This window comes from Microbacterium sp. M4A5_1d (genome assembly GCF_053345465.1).
On sequence record NZ_JBKFAD010000001.1, the window covers coordinates 902,269 to 924,895 of the forward strand.

The 22,627-nt window shown below is 69.4% G+C and carries 21 protein-coding genes; 8 read left to right on the forward strand and 13 right to left on the reverse strand.

What is annotated here, in order from left to right; all coding sequences use genetic code 11:
• Positions 1–7: 7 nt before the first annotated feature.
• The 4 genes from ACLBWJ_RS04375 to ACLBWJ_RS04390 all read right to left on the reverse strand — a co-directional run bounded on the left by ACLBWJ_RS04375 (position 8) and on the right by ACLBWJ_RS04390 (position 6,486).
• Positions 8–2,731: an FtsK/SpoIIIE family DNA translocase gene (locus ACLBWJ_RS04375; RefSeq protein WP_282502285.1), complete on the reverse strand. Its 2,724-nt coding sequence runs from the start codon at positions 2,729–2,731 to the stop codon at positions 8–10.
• Positions 2,732–2,779: 48 nt separating this feature from the next.
• Positions 2,780–4,456 (reverse strand): ribonuclease J, encoded by a 1,677-nt coding sequence (locus ACLBWJ_RS04380; protein WP_269266686.1) that lies wholly within the window; start codon positions 4,454–4,456, stop codon positions 2,780–2,782.
• Between the two features lie 52 nt (positions 4,457–4,508).
• Positions 4,509–5,486 carry a 4-hydroxy-tetrahydrodipicolinate synthase gene (dapA, locus tag ACLBWJ_RS04385; RefSeq protein ID WP_112613743.1) on the reverse strand — a complete coding sequence of 326 codons (978 nt, stop codon included), beginning with the start codon at positions 5,484–5,486 and terminating at the stop codon, positions 4,509–4,511.
• Positions 5,487–5,643: 157 nt separating this feature from the next.
• On the reverse strand, positions 5,644–6,486 hold the full coding sequence (locus ACLBWJ_RS04390; RefSeq protein WP_274177545.1) for a type IV toxin-antitoxin system AbiEi family antitoxin domain-containing protein: 843 nt from the start codon (positions 6,484–6,486) through the stop codon (positions 5,644–5,646).
• A gap of 223 nt (positions 6,487–6,709) precedes the next feature.
• On the opposite strand from ACLBWJ_RS04390, the gene ACLBWJ_RS04395 reads away from it, so the two are divergent.
• Positions 6,710–7,249: an NUDIX domain-containing protein gene (locus ACLBWJ_RS04395; protein ID WP_282502283.1), complete on the forward strand. Its 540-nt coding sequence runs from the start codon at positions 6,710–6,712 to the stop codon at positions 7,247–7,249.
• Positions 7,250–7,279: 30 nt separating this feature from the next.
• Here ACLBWJ_RS04395 and thyX read toward each other — a convergent pair whose 3' ends face one another.
• Positions 7,280–8,032, reverse strand: coding sequence for an FAD-dependent thymidylate synthase (gene thyX / locus ACLBWJ_RS04400; protein ID WP_112613737.1), 753 nt, complete (start codon positions 8,030–8,032; stop codon positions 7,280–7,282).
• A 74-nt stretch (positions 8,033–8,106) separates the two neighbouring features.
• Here thyX and ACLBWJ_RS04405 point away from each other — a divergent pair, with 74 nt between their 5' ends.
• The 3 genes from ACLBWJ_RS04405 to ACLBWJ_RS04415 all read left to right on the forward strand — a co-directional run bounded on the left by ACLBWJ_RS04405 (position 8,107) and on the right by ACLBWJ_RS04415 (position 9,995).
• Positions 8,107–8,541, forward strand: coding sequence for a TlpA family protein disulfide reductase (locus tag ACLBWJ_RS04405; protein WP_181574138.1), 435 nt, complete (start codon positions 8,107–8,109; stop codon positions 8,539–8,541).
• 121 nt (positions 8,542–8,662) lie between these two features.
• Positions 8,663–9,088, forward strand: a complete 426-nt coding sequence (locus ACLBWJ_RS04410) for an OsmC family peroxiredoxin (RefSeq protein ID WP_023951786.1) — start codon at positions 8,663–8,665, stop codon at positions 9,086–9,088.
• Positions 9,081–9,995, forward strand: a complete 915-nt coding sequence (locus ACLBWJ_RS04415) for a TIGR01777 family oxidoreductase (RefSeq protein WP_114587983.1) — start codon at positions 9,081–9,083, stop codon at positions 9,993–9,995. Before ACLBWJ_RS04410 ends, ACLBWJ_RS04415 begins: the two co-directional genes overlap by 8 nt.
• Position 9,996: 1 nt before the next feature.
• On the opposite strand, the gene ACLBWJ_RS04420 is transcribed toward ACLBWJ_RS04415, so the two are convergent.
• From ACLBWJ_RS04420 to ACLBWJ_RS04450, 7 genes are all read right to left on the reverse strand, one after another.
• Entirely contained in the window at positions 9,997–10,446 is a 450-nt protein-coding gene (locus ACLBWJ_RS04420; RefSeq protein ID WP_282502280.1) for a tetratricopeptide repeat protein, read from the reverse strand.
• Complete coding sequence (dapB, locus tag ACLBWJ_RS04425; RefSeq protein ID WP_282502279.1) at positions 10,443–11,258, reverse strand: 4-hydroxy-tetrahydrodipicolinate reductase; 816 nt, start codon at positions 11,256–11,258, stop codon at positions 10,443–10,445. Before dapB ends, ACLBWJ_RS04420 begins: the two co-directional genes overlap by 4 nt.
• Positions 11,259–11,268: 10 nt before the next feature.
• Positions 11,269–12,090 (reverse strand): sulfite exporter TauE/SafE family protein, encoded by an 822-nt coding sequence (locus tag ACLBWJ_RS04430; RefSeq protein WP_112615043.1) that lies wholly within the window; start codon positions 12,088–12,090, stop codon positions 11,269–11,271.
• 64 nt (positions 12,091–12,154) lie between these two features.
• Positions 12,155–12,742, reverse strand: a complete 588-nt coding sequence (locus ACLBWJ_RS04435) for a GrpB family protein (RefSeq protein ID WP_323987427.1) — start codon at positions 12,740–12,742, stop codon at positions 12,155–12,157.
• Positions 12,743–12,746: 4 nt separating this feature from the next.
• A complete protein-coding gene (locus ACLBWJ_RS04440) occupies positions 12,747–13,346 on the reverse strand; it encodes a histidine phosphatase family protein (RefSeq protein ID WP_112613727.1) in 600 nt (199 codons plus the stop codon).
• Between the two features lie 85 nt (positions 13,347–13,431).
• The gene (locus ACLBWJ_RS04445; RefSeq protein WP_112613725.1) at positions 13,432–14,454 is read right to left on the reverse strand and encodes an aldo/keto reductase; all 1,023 of its coding nucleotides are present in this window, start codon (positions 14,452–14,454) and stop codon (positions 13,432–13,434) included.
• Positions 14,455–14,653: 199 nt separating this feature from the next.
• Positions 14,654–16,933, reverse strand: coding sequence for a polyribonucleotide nucleotidyltransferase (locus tag ACLBWJ_RS04450; RefSeq protein ID WP_274177540.1), 2,280 nt, complete (start codon positions 16,931–16,933; stop codon positions 14,654–14,656).
• A 289-nt stretch (positions 16,934–17,222) separates the two neighbouring features.
• Here ACLBWJ_RS04450 and ACLBWJ_RS04455 point away from each other — a divergent pair, with 289 nt between their 5' ends.
• Both ACLBWJ_RS04455 and ACLBWJ_RS04460 read left to right on the forward strand, forming a co-directional pair.
• On the forward strand, positions 17,223–17,405 hold the full coding sequence (locus ACLBWJ_RS04455) for a DUF5302 domain-containing protein (protein ID WP_036304634.1): 183 nt from the start codon (positions 17,223–17,225) through the stop codon (positions 17,403–17,405).
• Between the two features lie 128 nt (positions 17,406–17,533).
• Complete coding sequence (locus tag ACLBWJ_RS04460) at positions 17,534–18,940, forward strand: DUF222 domain-containing protein (RefSeq protein WP_447659784.1); 1,407 nt, start codon at positions 17,534–17,536, stop codon at positions 18,938–18,940.
• Between the two features lie 141 nt (positions 18,941–19,081).
• Here ACLBWJ_RS04460 and ACLBWJ_RS04465 read toward each other — a convergent pair whose 3' ends face one another.
• Positions 19,082–20,530 (reverse strand): cation:dicarboxylate symporter family transporter, encoded by a 1,449-nt coding sequence (locus tag ACLBWJ_RS04465; RefSeq protein ID WP_112613717.1) that lies wholly within the window; start codon positions 20,528–20,530, stop codon positions 19,082–19,084.
• A gap of 117 nt (positions 20,531–20,647) precedes the next feature.
• On the opposite strand from ACLBWJ_RS04465, the gene ACLBWJ_RS04470 reads away from it, so the two are divergent.
• Both ACLBWJ_RS04470 and ACLBWJ_RS04475 read left to right on the forward strand, forming a co-directional pair.
• Positions 20,648–21,949 (forward strand): sensor histidine kinase, encoded by a 1,302-nt coding sequence (locus ACLBWJ_RS04470; RefSeq protein WP_337994940.1) that lies wholly within the window; start codon positions 20,648–20,650, stop codon positions 21,947–21,949.
• Positions 21,946–22,626 (forward strand): response regulator, encoded by a 681-nt coding sequence (locus ACLBWJ_RS04475; RefSeq protein ID WP_274177538.1) that lies wholly within the window; start codon positions 21,946–21,948, stop codon positions 22,624–22,626. The genes ACLBWJ_RS04470 and ACLBWJ_RS04475 overlap by 4 nt, the downstream gene beginning before the upstream one ends.
• Position 22,627: the final 1 nt, after the last annotated feature.

The window sequence follows — 22,627 nt, forward strand, 5'->3', positions numbered from 1 at the left end:
CTATCCGTCAGTCGCGTCCGGTGAGGCCCCAGGCGTCTTCGGAGGCGTCGTCACCGTCGACGACCTCCAGCCCCTCGAACTGCGCTTCGACGGGGTCGACGGCGCCGCCGGCGGGAGCGGCAGCCGCGGGAGCCGGCGGGTCCTCTCCCCGCAGCCGTGCCAGGACGGCCGGCAGCTGGTCGGGGGTGACGAGGACGTCACGCGCCTTCGAACCCTCCGAGGGCCCGACGATCTCGCGAGATTCGAGGAGGTCCATGAGGCGTCCGGCCTTGGCGAACCCGACGCGCAGCTTGCGCTGCAGCATCGACGTCGACCCGAACTGGGTCGACACGATCTGCTCGGCGGCGGCGAGCAGCAGCTCGAGGTCGTCACCGATGTCGGCGTCGATCTCCTTCTTCTCGGCGACCGCGGCCACGTCGGAGCGGTACTCCGGCTGGGCCTGGCCCTTCACGTGTGCGACGACCTTCTCGATCTCCGACTCCGCCACCCACGCGCCCTGCACACGGATGGCCTTGGACGTGCCCATCGGCAGGAAGAGGGCGTCGCCCTGACCGATGAGCCGGTCGGCGCCGGGCTGGTCGAGGATGACGCGGGAGTCCGTGACGCTCGTGACGGCGAACGCGAGCCGTGACGGCACGTTGGCCTTGATGAGGCCCGTCACGACGTCGACCGACGGTCGCTGGGTCGCGAGCACGAGGTGGATGCCGCTGGCGCGTGCGAGCTGGGTGATGCGGACGATCGAGTCCTCGACGTCGCGCGGAGCGACCATCATGAGGTCGGCGAGCTCGTCGACGACGACCAGGAGGTAGGGGTACGGCTTGAGCACGCGCTCGCTGCCCGCCGGGAGCTGGATCTCACCGGCCACGACGGCCTTGTTGAAGTCGTCGATGTGACGGAAGCCGAAAGACGCGAGATCGTCGTACCGCATGTCCATCTCTTTCACGACCCACTGCAGCGCCTCGGCCGCCTTCTTCGGGTTCGTGATGATGGGGGTGATCAGGTGCGGCACGCCGGCGTAGCTCGTGAGCTCGACGCGCTTGGGGTCGATGAGGACCATCCGGACGTCGGTGGGCTTCGCCCGCATCAGCAGGCTCGTGATCATCGAGTTCACGAAGCTCGACTTACCCGATCCGGTCGAACCGGCGACGAGCAGGTGAGGCATCTTCGCGAGGTTCGCGACGACGAATCCGCCGCCGACATCCTTGCCGACGCCGATCGTCATCGGGTGGGTCGACGAGGTCGCGGCGTTCGAGCGCAGCACGTCTCCGAGCGTGACGATCTCGCGGTCGGTGTTGGGGATCTCGACGCCGATCGCGCTCTTCCCGGGGATGGGCGCGAGGATGCGAACCTCGTTCGAGGCGACGGCGTAGGCGATGTTGTTCGTCAGGGCCGTGATCTTCTCGACCTTGGTGCCGGGCCCGACCTCGATCTCGTACTGCGTGACTGTCGGCCCACGCGAGAACCCGGTGACCTTGGCGTCGATCGAGAACTGCTCGAAGACACCGGTGATGGCCCGCACGATCGCGTCGTTCGCCTCGGACCGCGTCTTGGCGGGGGTGCCGGCGCCGAGTGCCGCGACGGCGGGCAGGCGGTACGGCGTCGCCGGGGGCTGACCGTGGAAGTCGCCGCCGAGGCCGGTGAGCCCGGGCAGCTCTTCGATCTCACCGGTGTCGTGGTCATCGCGCACGGCGGTGTCGGCCGGCCGGCCGGAACGGGCGGCCGTGGCCGCCCGCTCGATGACGGAGGGGTCGATGATCTCGGTCGGCGCGTCGGGAAGCGGGGGCGGCGTGGCGACGGCCTGCTCGAATCCGCCGGCGACAGAACCGGCGACGGAGGGGCCGAGAAGCTCGGTGAGGTCCTGCGACGCACTGCCGTCGTCGGGATCCTCCTCGCGGCCGCTCTTGTTGCGACGCCACCACGGCAGCGCGTCTTCGTCCTCGTCGTCGTCCACTTCCGCGGGCGTCGCCTTCTTGCCCTTCTTCGGCGAGAAGGCGACGGTCGGAGCGTCGCCATCGGGGTCGGCGGCCGGACGCTCGGCGCCGAACATCCAGGCGTACAGGTCGCCGAGGCGGCTGCCGATACGGTTCGGCGGCGTCTTGGTGAGGATGAGGATGCTGAGGACCGTGACGAGACCCAGGACGGCCGCAGCCCCGTAGACGGTGAGAATGGTCAGCGGCTCCCCCACGGCCCATCCGAACAACCCGCCCGACGCGCTCAGCTCGAGCGCACCGGCCTTGGGCTCGGGGCGCGTGCCGAAGACATGGCAGAACCCCGCCACAGAGAGGATGAACAGGCCGAAGCCGATGCCGATACGCCCGTTGTTGTTGACCGACGCGGGATGCCGGAACAGCCAGCCCGCGAGGAAGAGCAGCAGCACCGGCATGATGAACGCCTCACGACCGATGAGGAAGCCCACCGTGTAGGCGCTCACGAGCGTGCCGGCCTCGGTTCCGATCATGAACCATTCGACCGCGGCGCCCGCGATCGCGAGCAGCACGAGGAGGAAGGGCAGCCCGTCGCGACGCTGGTCCTTCTCGAGCGTCTCGGGTCCGAATGCACGGAACATTCCGCCCGTGGCGTGGGCGAGCCCCATCCAGGCGCGCGCGATCACCGGAGGCCGGTCGGCCTCGTCGACGTATCGCTTGGGTGTCGGTTCGCTCTTGCGGGCGCGCGAGGTCGAGGTCTTCGCCGGTGCGCGGCGTCCGGAGGGCGCGTTCGTGCTCCTGGCCATTCCTCCACGGTACGCGGGGGTTCCCCCATTACCGCGGAACGACGCGGGTCAGGCCTCGATGACGACCGGGACGATCATCGGGCGACGTCGGAGCGACTGATTCACCCAGCGGCCGATCGTGCGGCGGACGACCTGTGAGAGCGCGTGGTTGTCTCGCGTCCCCGATTGCACGGCCTCCGCGAGCGCAGCCGCGATCTTCGGCTTGACGCCCTCGAACACCGCGTCGTCCTCGGCGACACCACGCGCGTGGATGTCCGGGCCGCTCACGACTCGTCCCGTCTTGCCGTCCACGACGACGATGACCGAGATGAAGCCTTCCTCGCCCAAAATCCGACGGTCCTTGAGATCGGCGTCGGTGATCTCGCCCACGGTCGAGCCGTCGACGTACACGAAGCCGATGTCGAGCTGGCCGACGACCTCCGCGACGCCGTCCTTGAGGTCGACGACGGTACCGTTCTCGGCCAGGATCGTGCGATCCTCCGGAACGCCGGTGTCCTGCGCGAGTTTCGCGTTCGCCATCAGGTGACGGTACTCCCCGTGCACCGGGAGCACGTTGCGCGGCTTGAGGATGTTGTAGCAGTACAGCAGCTCGCCCGCGGCGGCGTGTCCCGACACGTGCACCTTGGCGTTGCCCTTGTGCACGACGTTCGCGCCGAGCTTGGTCAGCCCGTCGATGACGCGGTAGATCGCGTTCTCGTTGCCCGGGATCTGGCTCGACGCCAGGATGACGGTGTCTCCCGGCCCGGGCTCGATCGCGTGCTCGAGGTTGGCCATGCGCGAGAGCACGGCCATCGGCTCGCCCTGGGAGCCCGTCGACATGTAGACGATGCGATCGTCGGGCAGGTCCTTGGCCTTCTTGTAGTCGATGAGCACGCCGTCGGGGACGTTGAGGTACCCCAGGTTCTCGGCGATGGTCATGTTGCGGACCATGCTGCGGCCGAGGAAGGCGACGCGGCGACCGTTCGCGGCCGCGGCATCCACGACCTGCTGCACGCGGTGCACGTGGCTCGAGAAGCTCGCGACGATGACACGGCGCGGCGACTTGCTGATGACCTGGTCGAGAACGGGACCGATGCCGCGCTCGGTCGGCGTGAAGCCGGGGACGTCCGCGTTGGTGGAGTCGACGAGGAACAGGTCGACGCCCTCCTCGCCCAGTCGCGCGAAGGCACGCAGGTCGGTGATGCGGCCGTCGAGCGGGAGCTGATCCATCTTGAAGTCACCCGTCGCGAGGACGAGCCCCGCGGGGGTACGGACGGCGACCGCGAGCGCGTCGGGGATCGAGTGGTTGACCGCGATGAACTCGAGGTCGAACGGACCGACCTGCTCCTCCTGCCCCTCGGTGACCGTCAGGGTGTAGGGGCGGATGCGGTGCTCCTTGAGCTTCGCCTCGATGAGGGCGAGCGTGAGTCCCGAGCCGATGAGGGGGATGTCACCCTTGAGCTTGAGCAGGTAGGGAACCGCCCCGATGTGGTCCTCGTGGCCGTGGGTCAGGACGACACCGACGATGTCGTCGAGGCGATGCTTGATCGGCTCGAAGTCGGGCAGGATCAGGTCGACGCCCGGCTGGTGCTCCTCGGGGAAGAGCACGCCGCAGTCGACGACGAGGAGCTTGCCCTCGTACTCGAAGACGGTCATGTTCCGGCCGACCTCGCCGAGGCCTCCGAGCGGGTACACCCGCAGCGTTCCGGGTTCGAGAGCGGGCGGGCTGAAGACGTTCGTGGGCATTGGCACGCTTCCTCGGGACGCCGACCTATGCGGCATCCTCATTTGTTTTCGTCTAGCGGGTCGTCCCGTGCACCTTGGGCAGGGCACCGCCGGCGGCGGCGTTACGGTCGGGACGGAAGTTGGAGAAGTCGGCGCCGGGGACGCCCGAGACGAGGGCGAGCTCGTCCTCGATGATGGCGGCCTCCCACTCTTCGGGGCCGACGAGGGGCAGCCGCACGCGTGGGCTCGAGATGCGGCCCAGGCCGTGCAGGATGTACTTCGCACTCACGGTGCCCGGGACGTGCGTCATGACGGCGCGCACGAGGGGCTCGAGGCTCTTGTGCGCCGCGGTCGCCGCGGCGAGGTCGCCCCGGTTCACCGCGTCGACGATCGTGCGGTACGGGGTCGCGGTGATGTTCGCCGTGACGCCGATGAGGCCGCTCGCGCCGATGGAGAGGTGCGGCAGCACGTTGGCGTCGTCACCGGAGAAGTACATGAGGTCGGTCTGGTTCAGCACGCGGCTGACCTCGCTGAAGTCGCCCTTCGCGTCCTTGACCGCCAGGATGTTGGGGTGCTTGGCGAGGCGCAGGATCGTCTCGTACTTGATCGGAACACCCGTGCGTCCGGGGATGTCGTAGAGGATGACCGGCAGGTCGGTCGCATCGGCGACGAGGCGGAAGTGCGTCAGGATGCCGGCCTGCGTGGGCTTGTTGTAGTACGGCGTGACGATCATGATGCCGTCGGCGCCGGCCTTCTCGCTGGCCTTGTACAGCTCGATCGCGTGCGCGGTCTCGTTCGAGCCACCGCCCGTGATGATCTTCGCGCGACCGGCGGAGACCGACTTGCCGACCTCGACGAGGCGGAGCTTCTCGGGGTCGGTGAGCGTGCTCGTCTCGCCCGTCGTACCGGTGACGACGATGCCGTCGGCGCCGGCGGTGATGACGTCGTCGATGTGCTTCTCGACGGCGGGCCAGTCGACCTCACCGTCGGCGGTCATGGGAGTGACCAGCGCGACGAGGACCTGTCCGAAGGGATTGCCCGAGTGCGTCATGGTCTCAGGGTATCGGTTCCGCCTTTGCATCGCGTATGACCGACGGGCTGACTCCTGGTCGCCGATACGTTCGCAGGACCGGAGGTGCTGGTGGCGGCATGGCAGCGCCGCGAGGCGACATCCGCCCCGCCGGTCCGACGGATGTATCGCGACTGCGTCAGCGGCGTCGGCGGATCGCGTCGAGACGCGCGAGGACGGCTCGCTCGACGCGGGGCCAGTCGAAGACGACGAGGGCATAGTCGAAGCGCAGAGTCTCGTAGCCGATCGCCGCCGCTTCGGCGTCGCGCACGAGATCCTTGTGCCGCAGCGACGTGCCCTCGTGGTTGAGACGGCCGTCCACCTCTATGATGAGGCACCCCGCGACGAGGAAGTCGACCCGCCCCACGCCCGGGATGAGCACCTGACTCTCGACGGAGATGCCCAGCCGCGAGAGGCGCAGCCGCAGGAGGGACTCGAGCCCGCTGTCGGCATCGGGACGAGCGAGATCGACGAGGTATCGGAAGCGGGCCGGGAGCGCCAGGCGCACCTCCGCCCGGTCTGCGCGCGTGAGCAGGCCGAGCCGCCACGCCGACTCGAACGCCACGAAGAACACCTCCGCACCGAGGCATGAGGCCGCCTGCACGAGCGCGTGGACGAGCGAGACGGCACCGAATGCCGCTGGGTCCCCGTCGTGACGCGTGACGCAGCGGCATCCCGGGTGCGCGTGCACCCGCCCTGCACGCCCGACCCGCACGTGCAGGCGTCCCTGCGGCTCGAGCACCCACACGCCGCGCCGTCGCAACGCCGAAGCGCAGCACACCTCGCCGCCGTGGGCAGCGGCTTCGAGGACAGCCGGCTCGGCATCCGGAACCGCGTAGACACCGTGCCGGACCCTGATGAGCGCGCCCCTCTCGACCGCCCGCGCCAGCTGCAAACGAGTGACGCCTCGCGAGGTCAACCAGCGCGACCGCACGCACCCGCCCATCGCACGGATTCTCGTGGCCAGTTCGTATCCGGTCATTCACCGACGTTCGCCGCGAACGCGATCTCGTCGCTCCGGACATCGGCCGTCTGTGGAGGGAGCGGACCCGCTGCGGACTGGGGAGGAGCGCCGAGCGACCTCGAGTCGGATACAACCGTCGGACTCGCGGTGCAGGATGCGCCTCAGGGGCCGGCCGACGCGACACCAGCCCCGCCGGTCCGACAGATGTATCGCGGGGCGAGGGGCCCCCTAGGGTAGCGGCATGGCGTGGACGACGCGAAGCACCCGCACGACGTACGAGAACCGGTGGATCTCCGTTCGCGAGGACGAGGTGACCGGGCCGGCGGGAGACGGAATCTACGGCGTCGTCGAGATGCGGCATCCGGCCGTCTTCGTCGTGGCCGTCGACGAGCAGGACCGAGTCTGCTTCGTGGAGGTCGACCGCTACACGACGGGGCGTTCGCTCGAGGTGCCGGCGGGCGGGACTGACGGCGAGGAACCGCTCGTGGCTGCGAAGCGCGAACTGCTCGAGGAGACGGGCCTCGTAGCCGCCTCGTGGGAGGCCATCGGCCGGATGAATGCGCTCAACGGCATCGCGGTCGCCCCGGAACACGTCTTTCTCGCGCGCGGCCTCGCCGAGGCGGAGGACGCGGCGTCATCCCAGCGGGAAGAAGGCATCGAGCGCGTCGTGTGGATCCCGTTCGCCGAGGCCGTGCGTCAGGTCGCCGAGGGACGGATCGACGACGGCGAGACGGTCGCGGCGCTCGCGTACGCGGGCATCAGCCTGGGCCGATTCGTCTGAGTCGGTCCCGCGACGTCGCCCTCCGACCCGTCAGGGAGCGACGCGGCCGTTGGCGTTGAATGCCGCATGCGTGAGCGGCATGAGCTCGCGCCAGAAGGTCTCCATCTTCTCGGCGCACATCTCGATCTCGCGCTGCGGGAACGACGGGAAATGCGTTCCCTCGACCTTGGTCCGCAGCGACAGGAAGTTCATCAGCGAACGGGCGTTGACCGTCACGTACATCGACGAGTAGATGTTCAGCGGCAGCACGATGCGTGCGACCTCGCGGGCGACGCCGGCATCCAGCATCCGCCGGTAGGCCTCGTACGCCTGGATCGACGCCTGGCGCGTGCTCTCGTCGACGACGGCGAACTGCTCGTCGGTGCCGGGCAGGAACTCGTACGCGCCCGGCTTGCCGACCTGGTTGAGATTGCGCTCCCGGGCGGGGACGTAGAACACCGGGCGCAGCTCGCGGTAGCGGCCGGACTCCTCGTTGTACGAGGCCATGCGGTGCCGCATGAACTCGCGGAACACGAAGATGGGCGCCTGCACGTAGAAGGTCATCGAGTTGTGTTCGAAGGGCGAGCCGTGGCGGTCGCGCATGAGGTAGTTGATGAGGCCGCGATCGCGACCGGAGGCCTCGGTGCCGGCGGCCGCGGCATCCAGGGTCTGCTCCCCCTGCGTCGACACGCGAGCCGCGAACAGGACGTCCGAGTCGGCGGCACTCGAGCGGATGAGCTCGACCGTCACATCGCTGCGGAACTCGATCTCGGGGCTGGTCGGGGTCTGCTCGGCGTCGCTCACACTCTCAGATTACCCCCGGCGCCCGAGTGCTTCCGGCTCCCCCCGAAGGTCTACTCTGGGCTGTTGTGGAACTCATGGCGGTGGCGGTCGTCCTGGCCTGTCTGTTAGCGGTAACAGGCGGGATCGGAGTCTTCCTGCGGTGGCGCGCCTCACGGCCCTATCCCATCCCGCGTTTTGATGTCGTCGACCCGCGTCGACTCGGCGCCGACCCCGATGCCCTCGGTCGAACGGCGACGCTCCTGCAATTCAGCAGGGAGACCTGCCACCGGTGCCCCGCGGTGCATCGCACGCTCTCGGAGATGGCCCGGGAGACCGACGACGTCGTCCACCTCGACATCGACGTGACCGACCGCCCCGACATCGCGCGTCGATTCCAGATCGCGCAGACGCCCACCACGCTCGTCCTCGACGGACGGGGGGTCGTGCGGACCAGATTCGGCGGCGCACCGCGACGGGATGTCGTGCACCTCGAGATCCTGCGACTGCGGGCCGACTCCGCCTCGGTCTGAGCCCGCCGACGGACCCTGTCAAGACGTTCCGACGGGCGGCCGACCGACTTAGGCTCGACGCGAGCGCACACCGCGCCGTCTCGATACGGCACCCGAGGTGCCATCTGCGAACAGGAGAGTCATGAGCGTCACGAGCGAAGCAACCACCAGCTGGAAGGGCAGCCTCACGGAGGGGTCGGGACAGATCGCCCTCGAGAGCTCGAACCAGGGCCCGTTCGAGGTCAACTGGAAGGCGCGCAGCGAAGGCTCCAGCGCGGTGACCACCCCCGAGGAGCTGATCGCCGCCGCCCACTCCTCCTGCTTCTCGATGGCTCTCTCCCACGCTCTGGCCGAGAACGGCACGCCGCCCGAGTCCGTTGAGACTACGGCATCGGTCACCTTCATCCCGGGCACCGGCATCACCGGCTCGCACCTGAACGTCAACGCCGTGGTCCCGGGCCTGTCGGCCGAGGACTTCGACCGGCTGGCCCAGGAGGCCAAGAGCGGATGCCCCGTCTCAGCCGCCCTCGCGGGCATCGAGATCACCCTCGAGGCGACGCTTGGCTGATCAGGGCTCGGCGGGCCGTGTCGTCGTCGCGGGTGCGTCCGGTCTGATCGGACGCGCCCTCGTCGACGCGCTGCGCGGTGACGGGATCGAGGTCACGCGTCTCGTCCGCCGCTCCCCTGTCGCCGCCGACGAGGTTCAATGGTTCCCCGGAGAGCGCCCGCTCGACCCCGCGGTGCTCGACGGGGCCCGCGCCGTGGTGGGGCTCAACGGCGCGAGCATCGGTCGCTTCCCGTGGACCCGTTCGTACAAGCACGAGCTCGTGTGGTCGCGGCTGCTCCCGACCGAGACGCTCGCAACAGCCGTCCGCGCGCTCGGATCGGATGCGCCGGTGTTCTTGTCGTCATCGGCCGTCGGCTACTACCCGACCCGGCCCGGCGTCCGCATGACCGAGACCGCGCCGCGCGGCGACTCGTTCCTCGCCGATCTGTGCGGGGAGTGGGAGGCGGCTGCACTGACCGCTCGTGAGCACGCGCGCGTGGTCCTCCTGCGGACGGCGCCGGTCGTGCATCCCGAAGGCGTGCTGAAGCCGCTCATGCTGCTGACCCGAGCGGGTCTGTCGGGACCGATCGGTCGAGGCACGCAGGTGTGGCCCTGGATCTCGCTCGTCGACGAGGTCGCAGCCATCCGTCACCTCATCGACGCCGACGTCGCCGGTCCGGTCAACCTCACCGGGCCGACGCGCGCGACGGCCAACGACCTGGGCTTCGCTCTGGCCATGAGGATGAACCGCCCATACCTGGTCCGCGCTCCCGAGTGGGGGCTCCGCCTCGTCCTCGGACGCGATGCGACCGAGGCGCTGCTGACCAACGACACCGACGTGGCTCCAGCGGTCCTGCAGAAGTCGGGCTTCGTCTTCACGCATGAGCGCGTGGAGGACGCTATCCGCGCCGTCGTCCCGCCGCGCTGAATCAGGCGTTCCGCTCGGCTCGCTCGAGGGCGATCGCCGTACGGACCGCCTGTCGTGCGCGCCGGCGGTCGCCGGCGCCGTCGTAGGCGAGGCCCAGCCGGAACCACGCTCGCCAGTCCTCGGGCGCCTGCTCGACCGCTTCTCGGTAGCGCGGGAACAGGGCGTCGGCCTCGGCGCGGTCCGGTCGGCCGCTCGGAGCGAGATCGATGGTCTCCACGGGAAGCGCCGCCTCCTGCTCGAGCCGCTTGCCGAGCCGCGACGCGCTCGCGCCGAACACCAGCTCGCGCCATAACGCCCATGCGGCGATGACCGGAAGGACGATCAGCGCGACGCCCATCGCGATGCCCACGGGCTCGCCGGACATGACGAGCAGCACGGCGCGTTGCGCGACGAAGACGATGTAGATGGCGAGCAGCGCCGCCATGATCAACGCCAGGATGCGGGCGCTCATGCTCCGGTGGCTCGCGCGACCTGACCCGGGACGTCGCCCTCGTCGGTCGGCGCGTTCTCGTTCGTCGCGGCGGGCGGCCGGATCCCGATGTCGATGAAGCTGTCGAGCCCGACGGTGATGCCCCGCGCGTCTCGGGCGGCGTCGAGCGCGATTCGGATGCCGGGCTCATAGGCTCGCGCGGGCTCGATCGTGTCGTGCACGATCGACAGGGCCTCGCCCGGGCCCGAGAGGATCGTCTCCTGGCGGGCGATGACGCCGGGCCGGCGCAGCGAATGGATCGGGACGCTGGCGACCTTCTGTCCGCGGGCGCGCTGGTCCGCGTGGGGCGACTCGACCGGACCGACGCCGGTGCGGGCAGCGGCGATGAGCTCGGCCGTGCGGACTGCGGTACCGCTCGGAGAGTCGACCTTGGTGTCGCGGTGCGCCTCGATGATCTCGATCGAGGGGAAGAGCGAGGCGGCTGCAGCGGCGAGGGCGCTGCCGACGACCGAGCCGAGCGAGAAGTTGGGGATGAAGACGACTCCGACGCCCGCAGCATCCGCAGCGGGGCGGATCTGCGCGATCCGCTCCTGCGACCAGCCCGACGTGCCGACGAGCACATTGAGGCCGCGCTGGATGGCTGCACGCACGACATCCGTCGACACGGCCGGGGTCGAGGCGTCGACGACGAGGTCGGCGCCGTCGAGCTCGTCGAGGCTGCTGCGGCTCGTCAGGACCGCCGAGATCTCGAAGCCCTCCGACGCCTCGATGACGTCTCGGATGATGCCGCCGAGCTTTCCGGTGCCGCCCACGAGGGCCACGCGCGTGGTCATGACCACCAGCCTACGCGGGCGCGAACTGCATGAACGTGTCCCAAGCGAGCTTCACGACGAGGATCGACAGCACGACGAGGAACACGATCCGCACGAAGCCGCTGCCGTTCTTCGTCGCCATGCGAGCGCCGATGAACCCGCCCGTCATGTTCGCCGCCGCCATGACGACGGCGAGCAGCAGGAGGATCTCGCCGTGCACCCCGTAGACGAGGAGCGCTGCGAGATTCGTGGTGAGATTGGCGATCTTGGCGTTGACGCTCGCCTGGAGGAAGCCGTATCCGAGCACGGCGACGAGCAGGATGACGAAGAACGAACCGGTGCCGGGACCGAGGATGCCGTCGTAGAAGCCGACGACGATTCCGATGAGCGCCGAGCGCCACACGATCGCCGCACGCGACTCGTGGCGCGGCTCGTGGTTCAAGCCCATCTTGGGTTTCAGCAGCGTGTAGATCGCGACCGCCACGACCGCGACCAGCACGATCGGCGTCAGCAGTTCCCGCGGGACGTAGCGCGACAGCGCGGCCCCCACGGCCGACCCCCCGAATGCGCCGGCCACAAGCGGCACGAGGAGGACCAGTTGCACGCGGATGCGGCGCAGATAGACCCAGCTGGCCGAGAGCGTGCCCGCGAAGGACGACAGCTTGTTCGTCCCGAGGATGAAGGGCGTCGCGACATCCTTGGGCACGCCGATGACGAGGGCGGGGAGCTGGATCAGCCCTCCCCCGCCGACGACCGCGTCGACCCAGCCGGCCACCCCGGCCGCGACGATGAGGAAGATCAGCGCGGAGACGGAGACGGGAAGCCAGTCGGCGAGCAGAGGACCATCGAGCACCGATCGATTCTCCGGTTCGGTGCGCGCCGCGTCCAATCGGCAGGAGCCGGGCTCGCGCCGCGGATCAGCCGTGCATGTCGCTGAAGAACGCCGTCTTCGCTCGGGTGTAGTCGTCGTAATCGGCCTTGCCCGCGTTCGCAGCCGACAGTCGGCGCTTGAGGTCCTGATAGTGAGCGCTGAGCACGGGGTCGGCACAGAGGGCGTCGCGGAATCGCACCGTCTCGCGCGCCCATGGCGAATCGGAGCGGCGCACGTGCAGGATCACGTCGGCGCCGCGCGCGACGAACAGCCGCTTCTCCCAGACCTCATCGGGAACGTCCTCGGCACCACGCGGGATGTCGCGGCTGACACCGGGAGAATCAGGCCGAGACCCCCACTCGCGACGGAAGCCCACAGGTCCCAGTCGCGCGCTGAGCTCGTCCTCGGCCGGCAGGGGAAGGATGCTGACCTGGAGATCGATGATCGGCTTGGCGTCGAGTCCCGGTACCGCGGTCGACCCGATGTGGTCGAAGCGGGCGGCGTCGACTCCCGGCAGCCCGACGAGAGCGTTGTGGACGCGATCGAGGATCGCCCGCGCCTCGACGGCCCACGCGGGATCATGCGGCTGAAGCTGCGCGGGGTTACGGGGCTCTTCGGCGGGCGCCTCGGCCATCGGCTCAGACGGGAAGGATGTCGGGAAGGCCGGTGCGCAGCTCGACAGGGAGGTGCGAGAGGTCGTTGTGCGAGACCATCGTCCAGGGGCGGCCGGGGCGCTGCGCGAGCACGGTCAGCCCGCAGTGAGCCTGGTTGATCGTCAACCACCGCCAGTCGGGCGCCTGCAGCACCTCGCGCACGAACCAGGCGATGACGAAGTTGTGGGTGATCAGCAGTTCGTGGGCGTCGGGCTTGCGAGCGAGGAACTCCCCCACCGCATCCGCCATCTGCGCTGCGCCCGCCTCGGTCTCGGCCTCGGTGTACGACCCGAAGAAGGGCTCGTAGGCGGCGGGCGTATCGGGCGTCATACCGGTCGGGACGCAGTCGAACAGCAGAGACGACGCCTGCGGAGCCAGGGCCGGCAGGCGCTTGGCGACGGCGCGCGCCGTCTCTTGGGCGCGCTCGAGCGGCGAGTGCCAGACGGCGTCGAGGGGAACGCCGGAGATGCGATCGGCCAGCAGCTCGGCTTGACGGCGTCCACGCGGCGAGAGCGGGCCGTCTTCGAGACCGTGCTCGGCGTCCTGATGCTCTCCGTGGCGCACGAGGTAGAGATACTGCGTCACAGAAGCTCGATTCGAAACGATGAACAGGGCGCCATCCACCCTACGTCACCCCTCCGACAGGCGCTCCGCGGGATCACAGATCGGCTCACTCCACGGCGCGCGCGATCTCCGCGAGGTGCGAGCGACCGAGCCGGGCGCCGACACCCTGCACGAGCTGGTCGACGTGCGCGGGCCGGCTCGCATTGACGATCGGCGCCGTGACGACGCGCTGCGCGAGGAGCCAGGAGACCGCGATCGCTGCCGTCGAGACCGACAGCTCCTCCGAGATGCGGTCGAGCGCCTTCAGCGTCCGGGCGCCGCGACGGTTCATCCATGCGGCGAGCTGCGAGCCGCGCACCGATGACGACAGACCGGAACGATCGCGATGGCTCCCGGTGAGGTAGCCGTGCTCGAGAGCCTGCGAGGGCGTCACCGCGAGGCCCTGGGCGCCGGCGATGAGACGCAGGTCACCGTCGAACTCCGACCGGTGCAGCAGGTTGTAGGGAACATCCAGTGCGGCGAAACGCGGGTACCCCGCGGAAGACAGGATGCGGGCCTCGACGAGCTGCATCGCGGTGTATCCGGCCGCTCCCAGCGCTCCGACCTTCCCGCTCTCGACGAGCCATTCCGCCGTCGCGAGAGTGTCTTCGAGCGCCGTGACGCCGTCGGTCGCGGCATCCAGGTACAGCAGGTCGATGCGATCGATGCCCAGCCGGCCGAGCGACGCCTCCACCGACCGTACGAGATTCACCGAGCCGAGCCCAGGATTGTCGGGGTTGCCCCCCACCCGCACCGTGACGACGATGTCGTCGCGGTTTCCCCGACTGGAGAGCCAGCGGCCGATGATGTGCTCGCTGCGACCCGAGGCGTAGCCGTCGGAGGTGTGCAGGGCGTTGCCGCCGCGCTGCACATAAGCGTCGAGGACGGCGTGGCTCGCTGCGAGATCGATAGTCCACCCGAACTCGGAGCCGCCGAGGATGAGGGGGAAGATCCGCTTGCCGGTCTCGGCCAGGTCGACGCGGATGTCGGCGCCCACGGGCTTGCCGTGTACCGGGATCGGGCTGGAGGGATGCACGGCCGCGGCGGGCGCACCAGCGGCTGCGACCTGAGCCACCCGGTCCCCCGACATCACACACCTCCGTCGACACCGAGGAATCGCGGGGCGCGGCTCCTCGGCGCGCACTTCGAGAGTAGGACACCCCGCACCGGTGGGCGCGTATTGTCGCGAACGGGCCGTGAATTCCAGATAACTGTTTCATCACGGCCGCTCTGGGAACGACGGATGCCCGCCCCCGAGACGGGGACGGGCATCCGGGTGATCAGGAGATTCAGCCTTCGGCGGGAGCCTCGGGGCCCTCGCTCGCAGCGGCCGAGCCGTCCTGGTCAGCGGTCTCTTCGAGAACCGGCTCGAGGGAGAGCTTGCCGCGGTCGTCGATCTTCGTGATGCGCACGAGGATCTTCTGGCCGACGCCCAGGACGTCTTCGACGTTCTCGACGCGCTTGCCGCCGGCGAGCTTGCGGACCTCGCTGACGTGCAGCAGTCCGTCCTTGCCGGGCAGGAGCGAGATGAACGCGCCGAACGTCGCGATCTTCACGACGGTGCCCAGGAACTGCTCGCCGACCTCGGGGTTGGTGGGGTTGGCGATCGCGTTCACGCGGGCACGAGCGGCCTCGGCCGAGGGGCCGTCGGTCGCGCCGATGTAGACGGTGCCGTCCTCCTCGATCGAGATGTCGGCGCCGGTCTCGTCCTGGATCGAGTTGATCGTCTTGCCCTTGGGGCCGATCAGCTCACCGATCTTGTCGACCGGGATCTGGACGCTGATGACGCGCGGGGCGGTCGGTGCCATCTCGTCGGGACTGTCGATCGCGGCGTTGAGGACGCCGAGGATCGTCAGACGAGCCTCCTTGGCCTGGGTCAGCGCGGCCGAGAGCACCGACGACGGGATGCCGTCGAGCTTCGTGTCGAGCTGGATGGCCGTGACGAACTCGCTCGTGCCGGCGACCTTGAAGTCCATGTCGCCGAGCGCGTCCTCGGCGCCGAGGATGTCGGTCAGCGCCGCGTAGCGGGTCTCACCGTCGACCTGGTCGGAGACGAGACCCATCGCGATACCGGCGACCGGGGCGCGCAGGGGCACACCGGCGTTCAGCAGCGAGAGGGTCGAGGCGCACACCGAGCCCATCGAGGTCGAGCCGTTCGACCCGAGGGCCTCGGAGACCTGACGGATCGCGTACGGGAACTCCTCGCGGCTGGGCAGCACCGGCACGAGCGCGCGCTCGGCGAGGAAGCCGTGCCCGATCTCGCGACGCTTCGGGCTGCCGACGCGGCCGGTCTCACCGGTCGAGTAGGGCGGGAAGTTGTAGTGGTGCAGGTAGCGCTTGCTCGTCGTGGGCGACAGCGAGTCGATCTGCTGCTCCATCTTCAGCATGTTCAGCGTGGTGACGCCCAGGATCTGGGTCTCACCGCGCTGGAAGATCGCCGAGCCGTGGACGCGCGGGATGACCTGCACCTCGGCGTCGAGCGGACGGATGTCGGCCAGGCCGCGACCGTCGATGCGGACGCCCTCGCTGAGGATGCGACCGCGGACGATCTTCTTGGTGACCGACTTGTAGGCGGCGGAGAACTCCGCGAGCGCGGACGCCGGGAGCTGCTCGGCCTCGACGGCAGCGGCGACCTCGCCCTTGACGCGGTCCTTGATCGCGTCGTCGGCGTTCTGGCGCTCCTGCTTGTCGGCGATCTGGTAGACGCTCGTCAGCTCGCCGTAGGCGCGCTCGGCGACGAAGTCGTAGACCTCGGGCGCGTACGGCGGGAAGACGGGGTAGACGCCCGGCTCACGCGACGCGGATGCCGCCATCGACGCCTGCGCGTCGACGAGCTGCTTGATGAAGGGCTTCGCGGCCTCGAGGCCCTGTGCGACGACCTCTTCGCTCGGCTTGACGGCGCCGCCCTTGATGAGGTTCCAGCTGCCCTCGGTTGCCTCGGCCTCGACCATCATGATGGCCACTTCGCCGTCGGGGAGCACCCGGCCGGCGACGGTGAGGTCGAAGACGGCCTCTTCGACGACCTTCTGGTTCGGGAAGACGACCCACTGGTCCTCGTGCTCGCCGTGACCGGGGACGAGCGCCAGGCGCACGCCGGCGATCGGGCCGGAGAACGGCAGACCCGAGATCTGGGTCGACGCGGAGGCCGCGTTGATCGCGAGGGCGTCGTAGTACTCGCCGGGTGCGATCGAGAGGACCGTGATGACGATCTGGACCTCGTTGCGCAGGCCGTCGACGAACGACGGGCGCAGCGGGCGGTCGATCAGACGGCAGACGAGGATCGCCTCGGTCGAGGGGCGTCCCTCGCGGCGGAAGAACGAGCCGGGAATCTTGCCGGCGGCGTACGAGCGCTCTTCGACGTCGACGGTGAGCGGGAAGAAGTCGAAGCCTTCGCGCGGGTGCTTGCCGGCGCTGGTGGCCGAGAGGAGCATCGTCTCCTCATCGAGGTAGGCGGCAACGGCGCCCTGCGCCTGCTGTGCCAGGCGTCCGGTCTCGAACCGGACGGTGCGGGTGCCGAAGCGGCCGTTGTCGAGGACGGCTTCGGCTGCGGTGATTTCTGGACCTTCCAAGAGGTCCCTCCTTCTTTGTTTAGACTCGCACGCGCGTTTCGCGCACGAGATCGTGCGAAGGAGCGGGGCAGATATGGGCGCGCGGACGAAACCGCGAGAACCGCCTGCGCTGGTCACCAGTCGAAGATCACCATCTCCGCGATCGGCATTCGATCGGGATGGGAACCCACCACAGGGGACCAGCTTCCTGCCGGATCCGCTCCATGAGCTCAGTGTTGAATTGAGCGGGTGCCGGACGGCAACCTGCCCCAGCCTACCAGCGAGACCCTCGCCTGCGTATCGTGGCCTCATGAGCGAAGCAGACAAGCCCGCGGGCGCGGCATCCGACGATGTGAAGCGCAAGTTCCGCGAGGCGCTCGAAAAGAAGAACGCCCAGCACCGCACCGGAGAGGCACACCTCGACGGCGATTCGTCGGTGCACGCGTCGCACGGTGCCATGACGAAGCGGGAGTTCCGCCGCAAGAGCGGGTGACGCCGAACGGCCGCCCGCGAACGGGGCTCGGATGCTGACGCGTCCGGGCCCCGCCTGTATTTCTCGGGCGCTTCGGGGTGTGTGCAGAGTGGCGGGGCGATGTCGGAGGTTCGTGACAGTATTCGAACATGCATTCGAACGACGGGATCGGTAGCCGGGCAGGCTGCGGGATGGGCAGCGACGGCGACGTCGACGTCCTCGCTCAGCTGGTCGCGGATGCCGAGGGCGTTTCGGATGCCGCGCGAGCCGTGCAGATTCGTGAGGTTCGGGTGCTCGCGGCGGCTGGGCTGCTGGCCGAGAAGCAGGCCGCTGGGGCGTCGGAGAAGGTCAAGGCGCGCGAGATGGCGTTGCGGGGCATCGCCGCGGAACTTGCCGGAGTGTTCGTCACGACCGACCGCACTTTGCAACGGCGGATCGACGAGGCGCGGGACCTGGTTGAGAACTACCCGGTGACGATGGCGGCCTGGGAAGCCGGGCGCATCGTCCGCGGGCATGTCCGGGTGATTCAGGAGACGGGATGCCTCGTGCCCGTGGGCGAGCGGGCGGAGTTCGAACGGCTTGCGATCGAACGGTGCGAGGGCGAAAGGCCCAACCGTGTGCTGGAGACATTGCGGATGCTGGCGGAGCAGATGCACCCGCGGTCGTTCACCGAGCGGCACGAGGAGGCCGCGGCGGGGCGGTGCGTGCGAGTGCAGGCCGGAGCAGACGGGATGTCGGACGTGATCGCGACCCTGCCGACCGTGATCGCGGACGGGATCGTGGATCGGCTCACGCGGCAGGCGCGGGAGATCATCAACGCGCGGGCTCAGGCTGATGCGCCTGGCACGCCTGACACTCGAGCCGACGCAAACGGCGCTTTACCCGATGCCGACACGACGATTCGCGACGGGTCGTCGTTCGTCGACGATGCCCGCACCATCGACCAGGTCCGCGCCGACGTGTTCTCCGACCTCCTCCTCGCGGGGACGCCGGCGCTCGACCCGACCGGCACCGGTGACGGGGACGGAACGCTCGGGGCGATCCGGGCACACGTGCAAGTCGCCGTGTCCGCGCTGACGCTCATGGGACAGGACGAGGGCCCGGCTGATCTGGCCGGCCGCTCCCCCATCGATGCCGCCACAGCACGGGAACTGGCCGGCAAAGCCACTTCGTGGGATCGGTTGCTGACCCACCCGGTCACCGGGACCGTGCTGGAGTGCGATGCATACCGGCCCACCGCCGCGATGGTACGGCTGCTGCGGGCGAGGGACCGGCACTGCCGGTTCCCCGGATGCCGACAACCAGCCATCCGGTGCGAGTTGGACCATACGATCGCCGCATCCGACGGCGGGCCAACTCATGTGTGCAACTTGGCGAACCTCTGCAAGAGACACCACGACGTCAAACACCACACCCGATGGCACGTCCGACAACTCGCGGGCGGGCGGCTCGTGTGGACATCCCCCACCGGACGGGTCTACCGGGAAGACGCACCACCGCCGCTCGTCGCCTTCACGACCACGGCTCCACCCGGCCCCGGGGCCCCGCCATTCTGAGCGGTCGCGTTCCACCTTCTCCTCGCGGGGCCCGTCGCCCTGCGCGCCAGCGAGCCGGTTTCGGTTTCGCCTGCCGTCAAGAATGCCGGTGGCCACGGCATCCGATTTCTCGGATCCGCGGCCACCGGAGATCGGGAACCGTCAGCGCGTCGCGGCCTCGCGGCGGAGGCGAGCGCGCTCCTCCTTCGCCGCGGCCTCCTCGAGGGCGGCGTCACCGAGTCCCTGCGTGTTGACGGCGCCGGTGTCGTTCGACATCCCGTCGTGACCGTGACCGGTGAGCATCGCCTCGTCGAAGGGGCGCTCGCCGCTGAGCACGGCGCGGGCCTGGTCGCGGTCGAACTCGCGGGTCCAGGTTCCGATGAGGATCGTCGCGACCGCGTTCCCGGTGAAGTTGGTCAGCGCGCGACCCTCCGACATGAACCGGTCGATGCCGACGATCACGCCGACGCCGTTGACGAGGTCGGGCCGGTACGCCTGCAGACCGCCGGCGAGGGTCGCGAGGCCGGCGCCGGTGACTCCGGCCGCGCCCTTCGAGGCGATGATCATGAAGACCAGCAGACCGATCTGCTCGGGGATCGACATCGGAGCGCCCATCCCGGCGGCGATGAACAGCGACGCCATCGTGAGGTAGATGGCCGTCCCATCGAGGTTGAACGAGTATCCCGTGGGGACCGTGATACCCACGACCGGCTTCGAGACGCCGACGTGCTCCATCTTGGCGATCAGGCGGGGCAGCGCGGACTCGCTCGACGAGGTCCCGACGATCAGCAGGTACTCGCGGGCGAGGTACTTCATCAGGCTGAAGATGTTGATCCGCGCCACGGCGTAGAGCAGCGTGCCGAGCACCGCGACGATGAAGACGATGCACGTGATGTAGAACGCGATCATCAGCACACCGAGGCTCACGATGGCGGCGACACCGGTCTTGCCGACCACCGCGGCGATCGCACCGAAGGCGCCGATCGGAGCAAGCCACAGGATCATGCCGAGGATGCGGAAGACCAGCGTCTGCAGGTTCTTCACGGCGCTCATGATCGGGGCGCCCTTCTCGCCGAGTCCCTGCAACGCGAAGCCGACCAGCAGCGCGATGAACAGCACCTGGAGCACGCTCTCACCGGTGAACGCCGAGAAGAACGTGGTCGGGATGATGCCGAGCAGGAAGTCGGTCGTCGACTTCGCCTCGGCCGCCGCCCCGGCGTCGTAGACCGCGCTCTGCATGTTGAGCCCCTCACCCGGGTGGATGATGTTGCCCACGATGAGTCCGATCGCCAAGGCGAAGGTCGACATCACCATGAAGTAGAGCAGCGCGAGACCGCCGATGCGCCCGACCGTCGCGGCCTTCGCGATCGAGCCGACCCCCACGACGATCGTGCAGAAGATGATCGGCGCGATCATCATCTTGATGAGGTTGACGAAGCCCTTGCCGAGCGGCTCGAGACCGACGGCGAAGGAAGGCCATACGAGGCCGACGACCGCGCCCAGCACGACCGCCAGGATGACCGAGACGTAGAGCCACGTGTGCTTGTCCCAGGCCTGCTTGCCTTTCCGGGCGTTGTACCCCGGCAGGCGGAAAGATGATGTGAGAGCCATGGTCTCCTCCAGCTGAACAGTCGTTGTCCGATGCCGACGTCCCTGTCGGTGCGCTCTAAGCGTCCGGCTGTTCCGCGCGGACGCCGATTTATGGTCGTATTGGTCACGGCCTGCGACGTGGCAGCACCCGACGACGACGACGAGAGCGAGAGCGGCATGACAACGCGCACCCGCAGCGCCGCTTCGCTCGTGTTCGTCGCGGTCGCGGTGGCCGTGGCGCTCCTCACCCTGGCGATCGCCGGCATCCTCATCGCCGACGGCCAGCGGTCCGCGCGGTCCGAGGCCGAGCGCGTCACCCAGGCCGTCGCGCAGACCGTCGCCGACTCGGCGCAGGTCGCCGACCTCCTCGCCGCCGGCGACCGCGACCTCGCATCCGCGGAGCTGCAGCCCCAGGTCGAACAGGTGATCGTCGATGCCCGCGTCGACTTCGTCACGATCATGGACCCGAGCGGCATCCGGATCACGCACCGCGACGCCGAGCGGATCGGCGAGCGCTACCTGGGTTCGATCCCCACCACGTCACGCGCGTTGACGGAGGAGTTCACGGGCACCCTCGGCCCCTCGATCCGCACCATCGTGCCCGTGGAGAGCGGCGGCGCCGTCGTCGGGTGGGTCTCTGTCGGCGTGACCATCGGCAGTATCGCGGCGACTCTGGGGCCCCGCATCCTCGTCGTCGTCGGCATCGCGGCCGCGCTCCTGGCGGCTGGTCTCGTCGGAGCCGTCGTCGCGCGTCGGGCGACGCGGCAGGTCACCGGAGACCTGCCCGCCGGCGCCGTCCGCGACGCCGTCTCGTCGTTCGAGTCGCTCCGTACGCTCGGCGAAGCCCTGCGGGCGCAGACCCACGAGCACGGCAACCGCATGCACACCGCCATCGCCCTGCTGGAGCTGGGTCGCACCCCCGAGGCGATCGAGATCCTCGCCGAGACCTCGCGGCAGAGTCAGGTGCTGGTCGACGAGGTCGCGGCCCGCCGCGAGGGCGACCCGACCGTCGGGGCGCTGCTGCTCGGCAAGGCCTCGCAGGCCAAGGAACGCGGCATCCGGTGGCGCTCCCGCATCGAACCCGACGCGCCTCGCTCGGTGCTCTCGCCGGTCGACGCCGTCTCGGTCGTCGGTAATCTCATCGACAATGCGCTCGACGCCGCCGCCGGCGGGCCCGAACCGCGCTGGGTGGAGATCAGGATGACGCGCACCGAGGAGGACGAGCTCGAGATCGCCGTGTCGGACTCGGGAACCGGCGTCCCTCCCGAGCTCCGGCGCCGGATCTTCGAGCACGGCTTCTCCACGAAACCCGCCGGCGCCGAAGGACGTGGTGTGGGTCTCGCCCTCGTCGCAGCGATCGTCGACGACGCCGGCGGTAGCCTCACCCTCGATCACGACCCGACGACGTTCCGCGTCATCCTGCCGAGGAGGGAAACATGATCGGCGTGCTGCTGGTCGACGACGAAGCCCTCACCCTCGACCTCCACCGCCACTACATCGAGCGGCTGGACGGATTCCGGGTCGTCGCCGAGTGCAGCGGCGCACGTGCCGCCCTGCGAGCCCTCCTCGACAGCCCGGCCACGGACGAGATCGACCTCGTGCTGCTGGACATGACGATGCCCGACGGGTCGGGACTCGACGTCCTCCGTCACCTGCGGGCACGAGCGCGCGATGTCGACGTCATCGCGATCACGTCGGTGCGGGATGCCGACGTGGTGCGCCAGGTCGTCGGCCTCGGCGCGGTGCAGTACCTCGTGAAGCCCTTCACCTTCGCCGACTTCCAGGAACGGATGTCGCAGTACGCGCGCTACCGCGAGCGCGCGAGCGAGACCACGGGCGCGGCGACCCAGGCCGAGATCGACGCGATGCTGGGGGCGCTGCGCCCGGTCACGGCGCCCGTCCCCAAGGGGCTCTCTCCCGAGACGCTCGAGCGCGTGTCGAACCGGCTCCGCGAGGCCGGAGCCCTGTCCGCCCGCGAGGCTGCGGAGGCGCTCGGGATGTCGCGCGTCGCGGCGCGACGATACCTCGAGCACCTCGCCGACGCCGGCCGCGCCGAACGGGCCCAGCGCTACGGGGCCCCCGGCCGGCCCGAGGCCGAGTACCGCTGGCGCCCCTGAC

Bases quoted from the DNA above. Each gene is read 5' to 3' on its own strand.
- ACLBWJ_RS04375 (WP_282502285.1), bottom strand. From the start codon at position 2,731: ATGGCCAGGAGCACGAACGCGCCCTCCGGACGCCGCGCACCGGCGAAG.
- ACLBWJ_RS04380 (WP_269266686.1), bottom strand. From the start codon at position 4,456: ATGCCCACGAACGTCTTCAGCCCGCCCGCTCTCGAACCCGGAACGCTG.
- dapA (WP_112613743.1), bottom strand. From the start codon at position 5,486: ATGACGCACTCGGGCAATCCCTTCGGACAGGTCCTCGTCGCGCTGGTC.
- ACLBWJ_RS04390 (WP_274177545.1), bottom strand. From the start codon at position 6,486: ATGACCGGATACGAACTGGCCACGAGAATCCGTGCGATGGGCGGGTGC.
- ACLBWJ_RS04395 (WP_282502283.1), top strand. From the start codon at position 6,710: ATGGCGTGGACGACGCGAAGCACCCGCACGACGTACGAGAACCGGTGG.
- ACLBWJ_RS04405 (WP_181574138.1), top strand. From the start codon at position 8,107: ATGGCGGTGGCGGTCGTCCTGGCCTGTCTGTTAGCGGTAACAGGCGGG.
- ACLBWJ_RS04410 (WP_023951786.1), top strand. From the start codon at position 8,663: ATGAGCGTCACGAGCGAAGCAACCACCAGCTGGAAGGGCAGCCTCACG.
- ACLBWJ_RS04420 (WP_282502280.1), bottom strand. From the start codon at position 10,446: ATGAGCGCCCGCATCCTGGCGTTGATCATGGCGGCGCTGCTCGCCATC.
- dapB (WP_282502279.1), bottom strand. From the start codon at position 11,258: ATGACCACGCGCGTGGCCCTCGTGGGCGGCACCGGAAAGCTCGGCGGC.
- ACLBWJ_RS04435 (WP_323987427.1), bottom strand. From the start codon at position 12,742: ATGGCCGAGGCGCCCGCCGAAGAGCCCCGTAACCCCGCGCAGCTTCAG.
- ACLBWJ_RS04445 (WP_112613725.1), bottom strand. From the start codon at position 14,454: ATGTCGGGGGACCGGGTGGCTCAGGTCGCAGCCGCTGGTGCGCCCGCC.
- ACLBWJ_RS04455 (WP_036304634.1), top strand. From the start codon at position 17,223: ATGAGCGAAGCAGACAAGCCCGCGGGCGCGGCATCCGACGATGTGAAG.
- ACLBWJ_RS04460 (WP_447659784.1), top strand. From the start codon at position 17,534: ATGCATTCGAACGACGGGATCGGTAGCCGGGCAGGCTGCGGGATGGGC.
- ACLBWJ_RS04465 (WP_112613717.1), bottom strand. From the start codon at position 20,530: ATGGCTCTCACATCATCTTTCCGCCTGCCGGGGTACAACGCCCGGAAA.
- ACLBWJ_RS04475 (WP_274177538.1), top strand. From the start codon at position 21,946: ATGATCGGCGTGCTGCTGGTCGACGACGAAGCCCTCACCCTCGACCTC.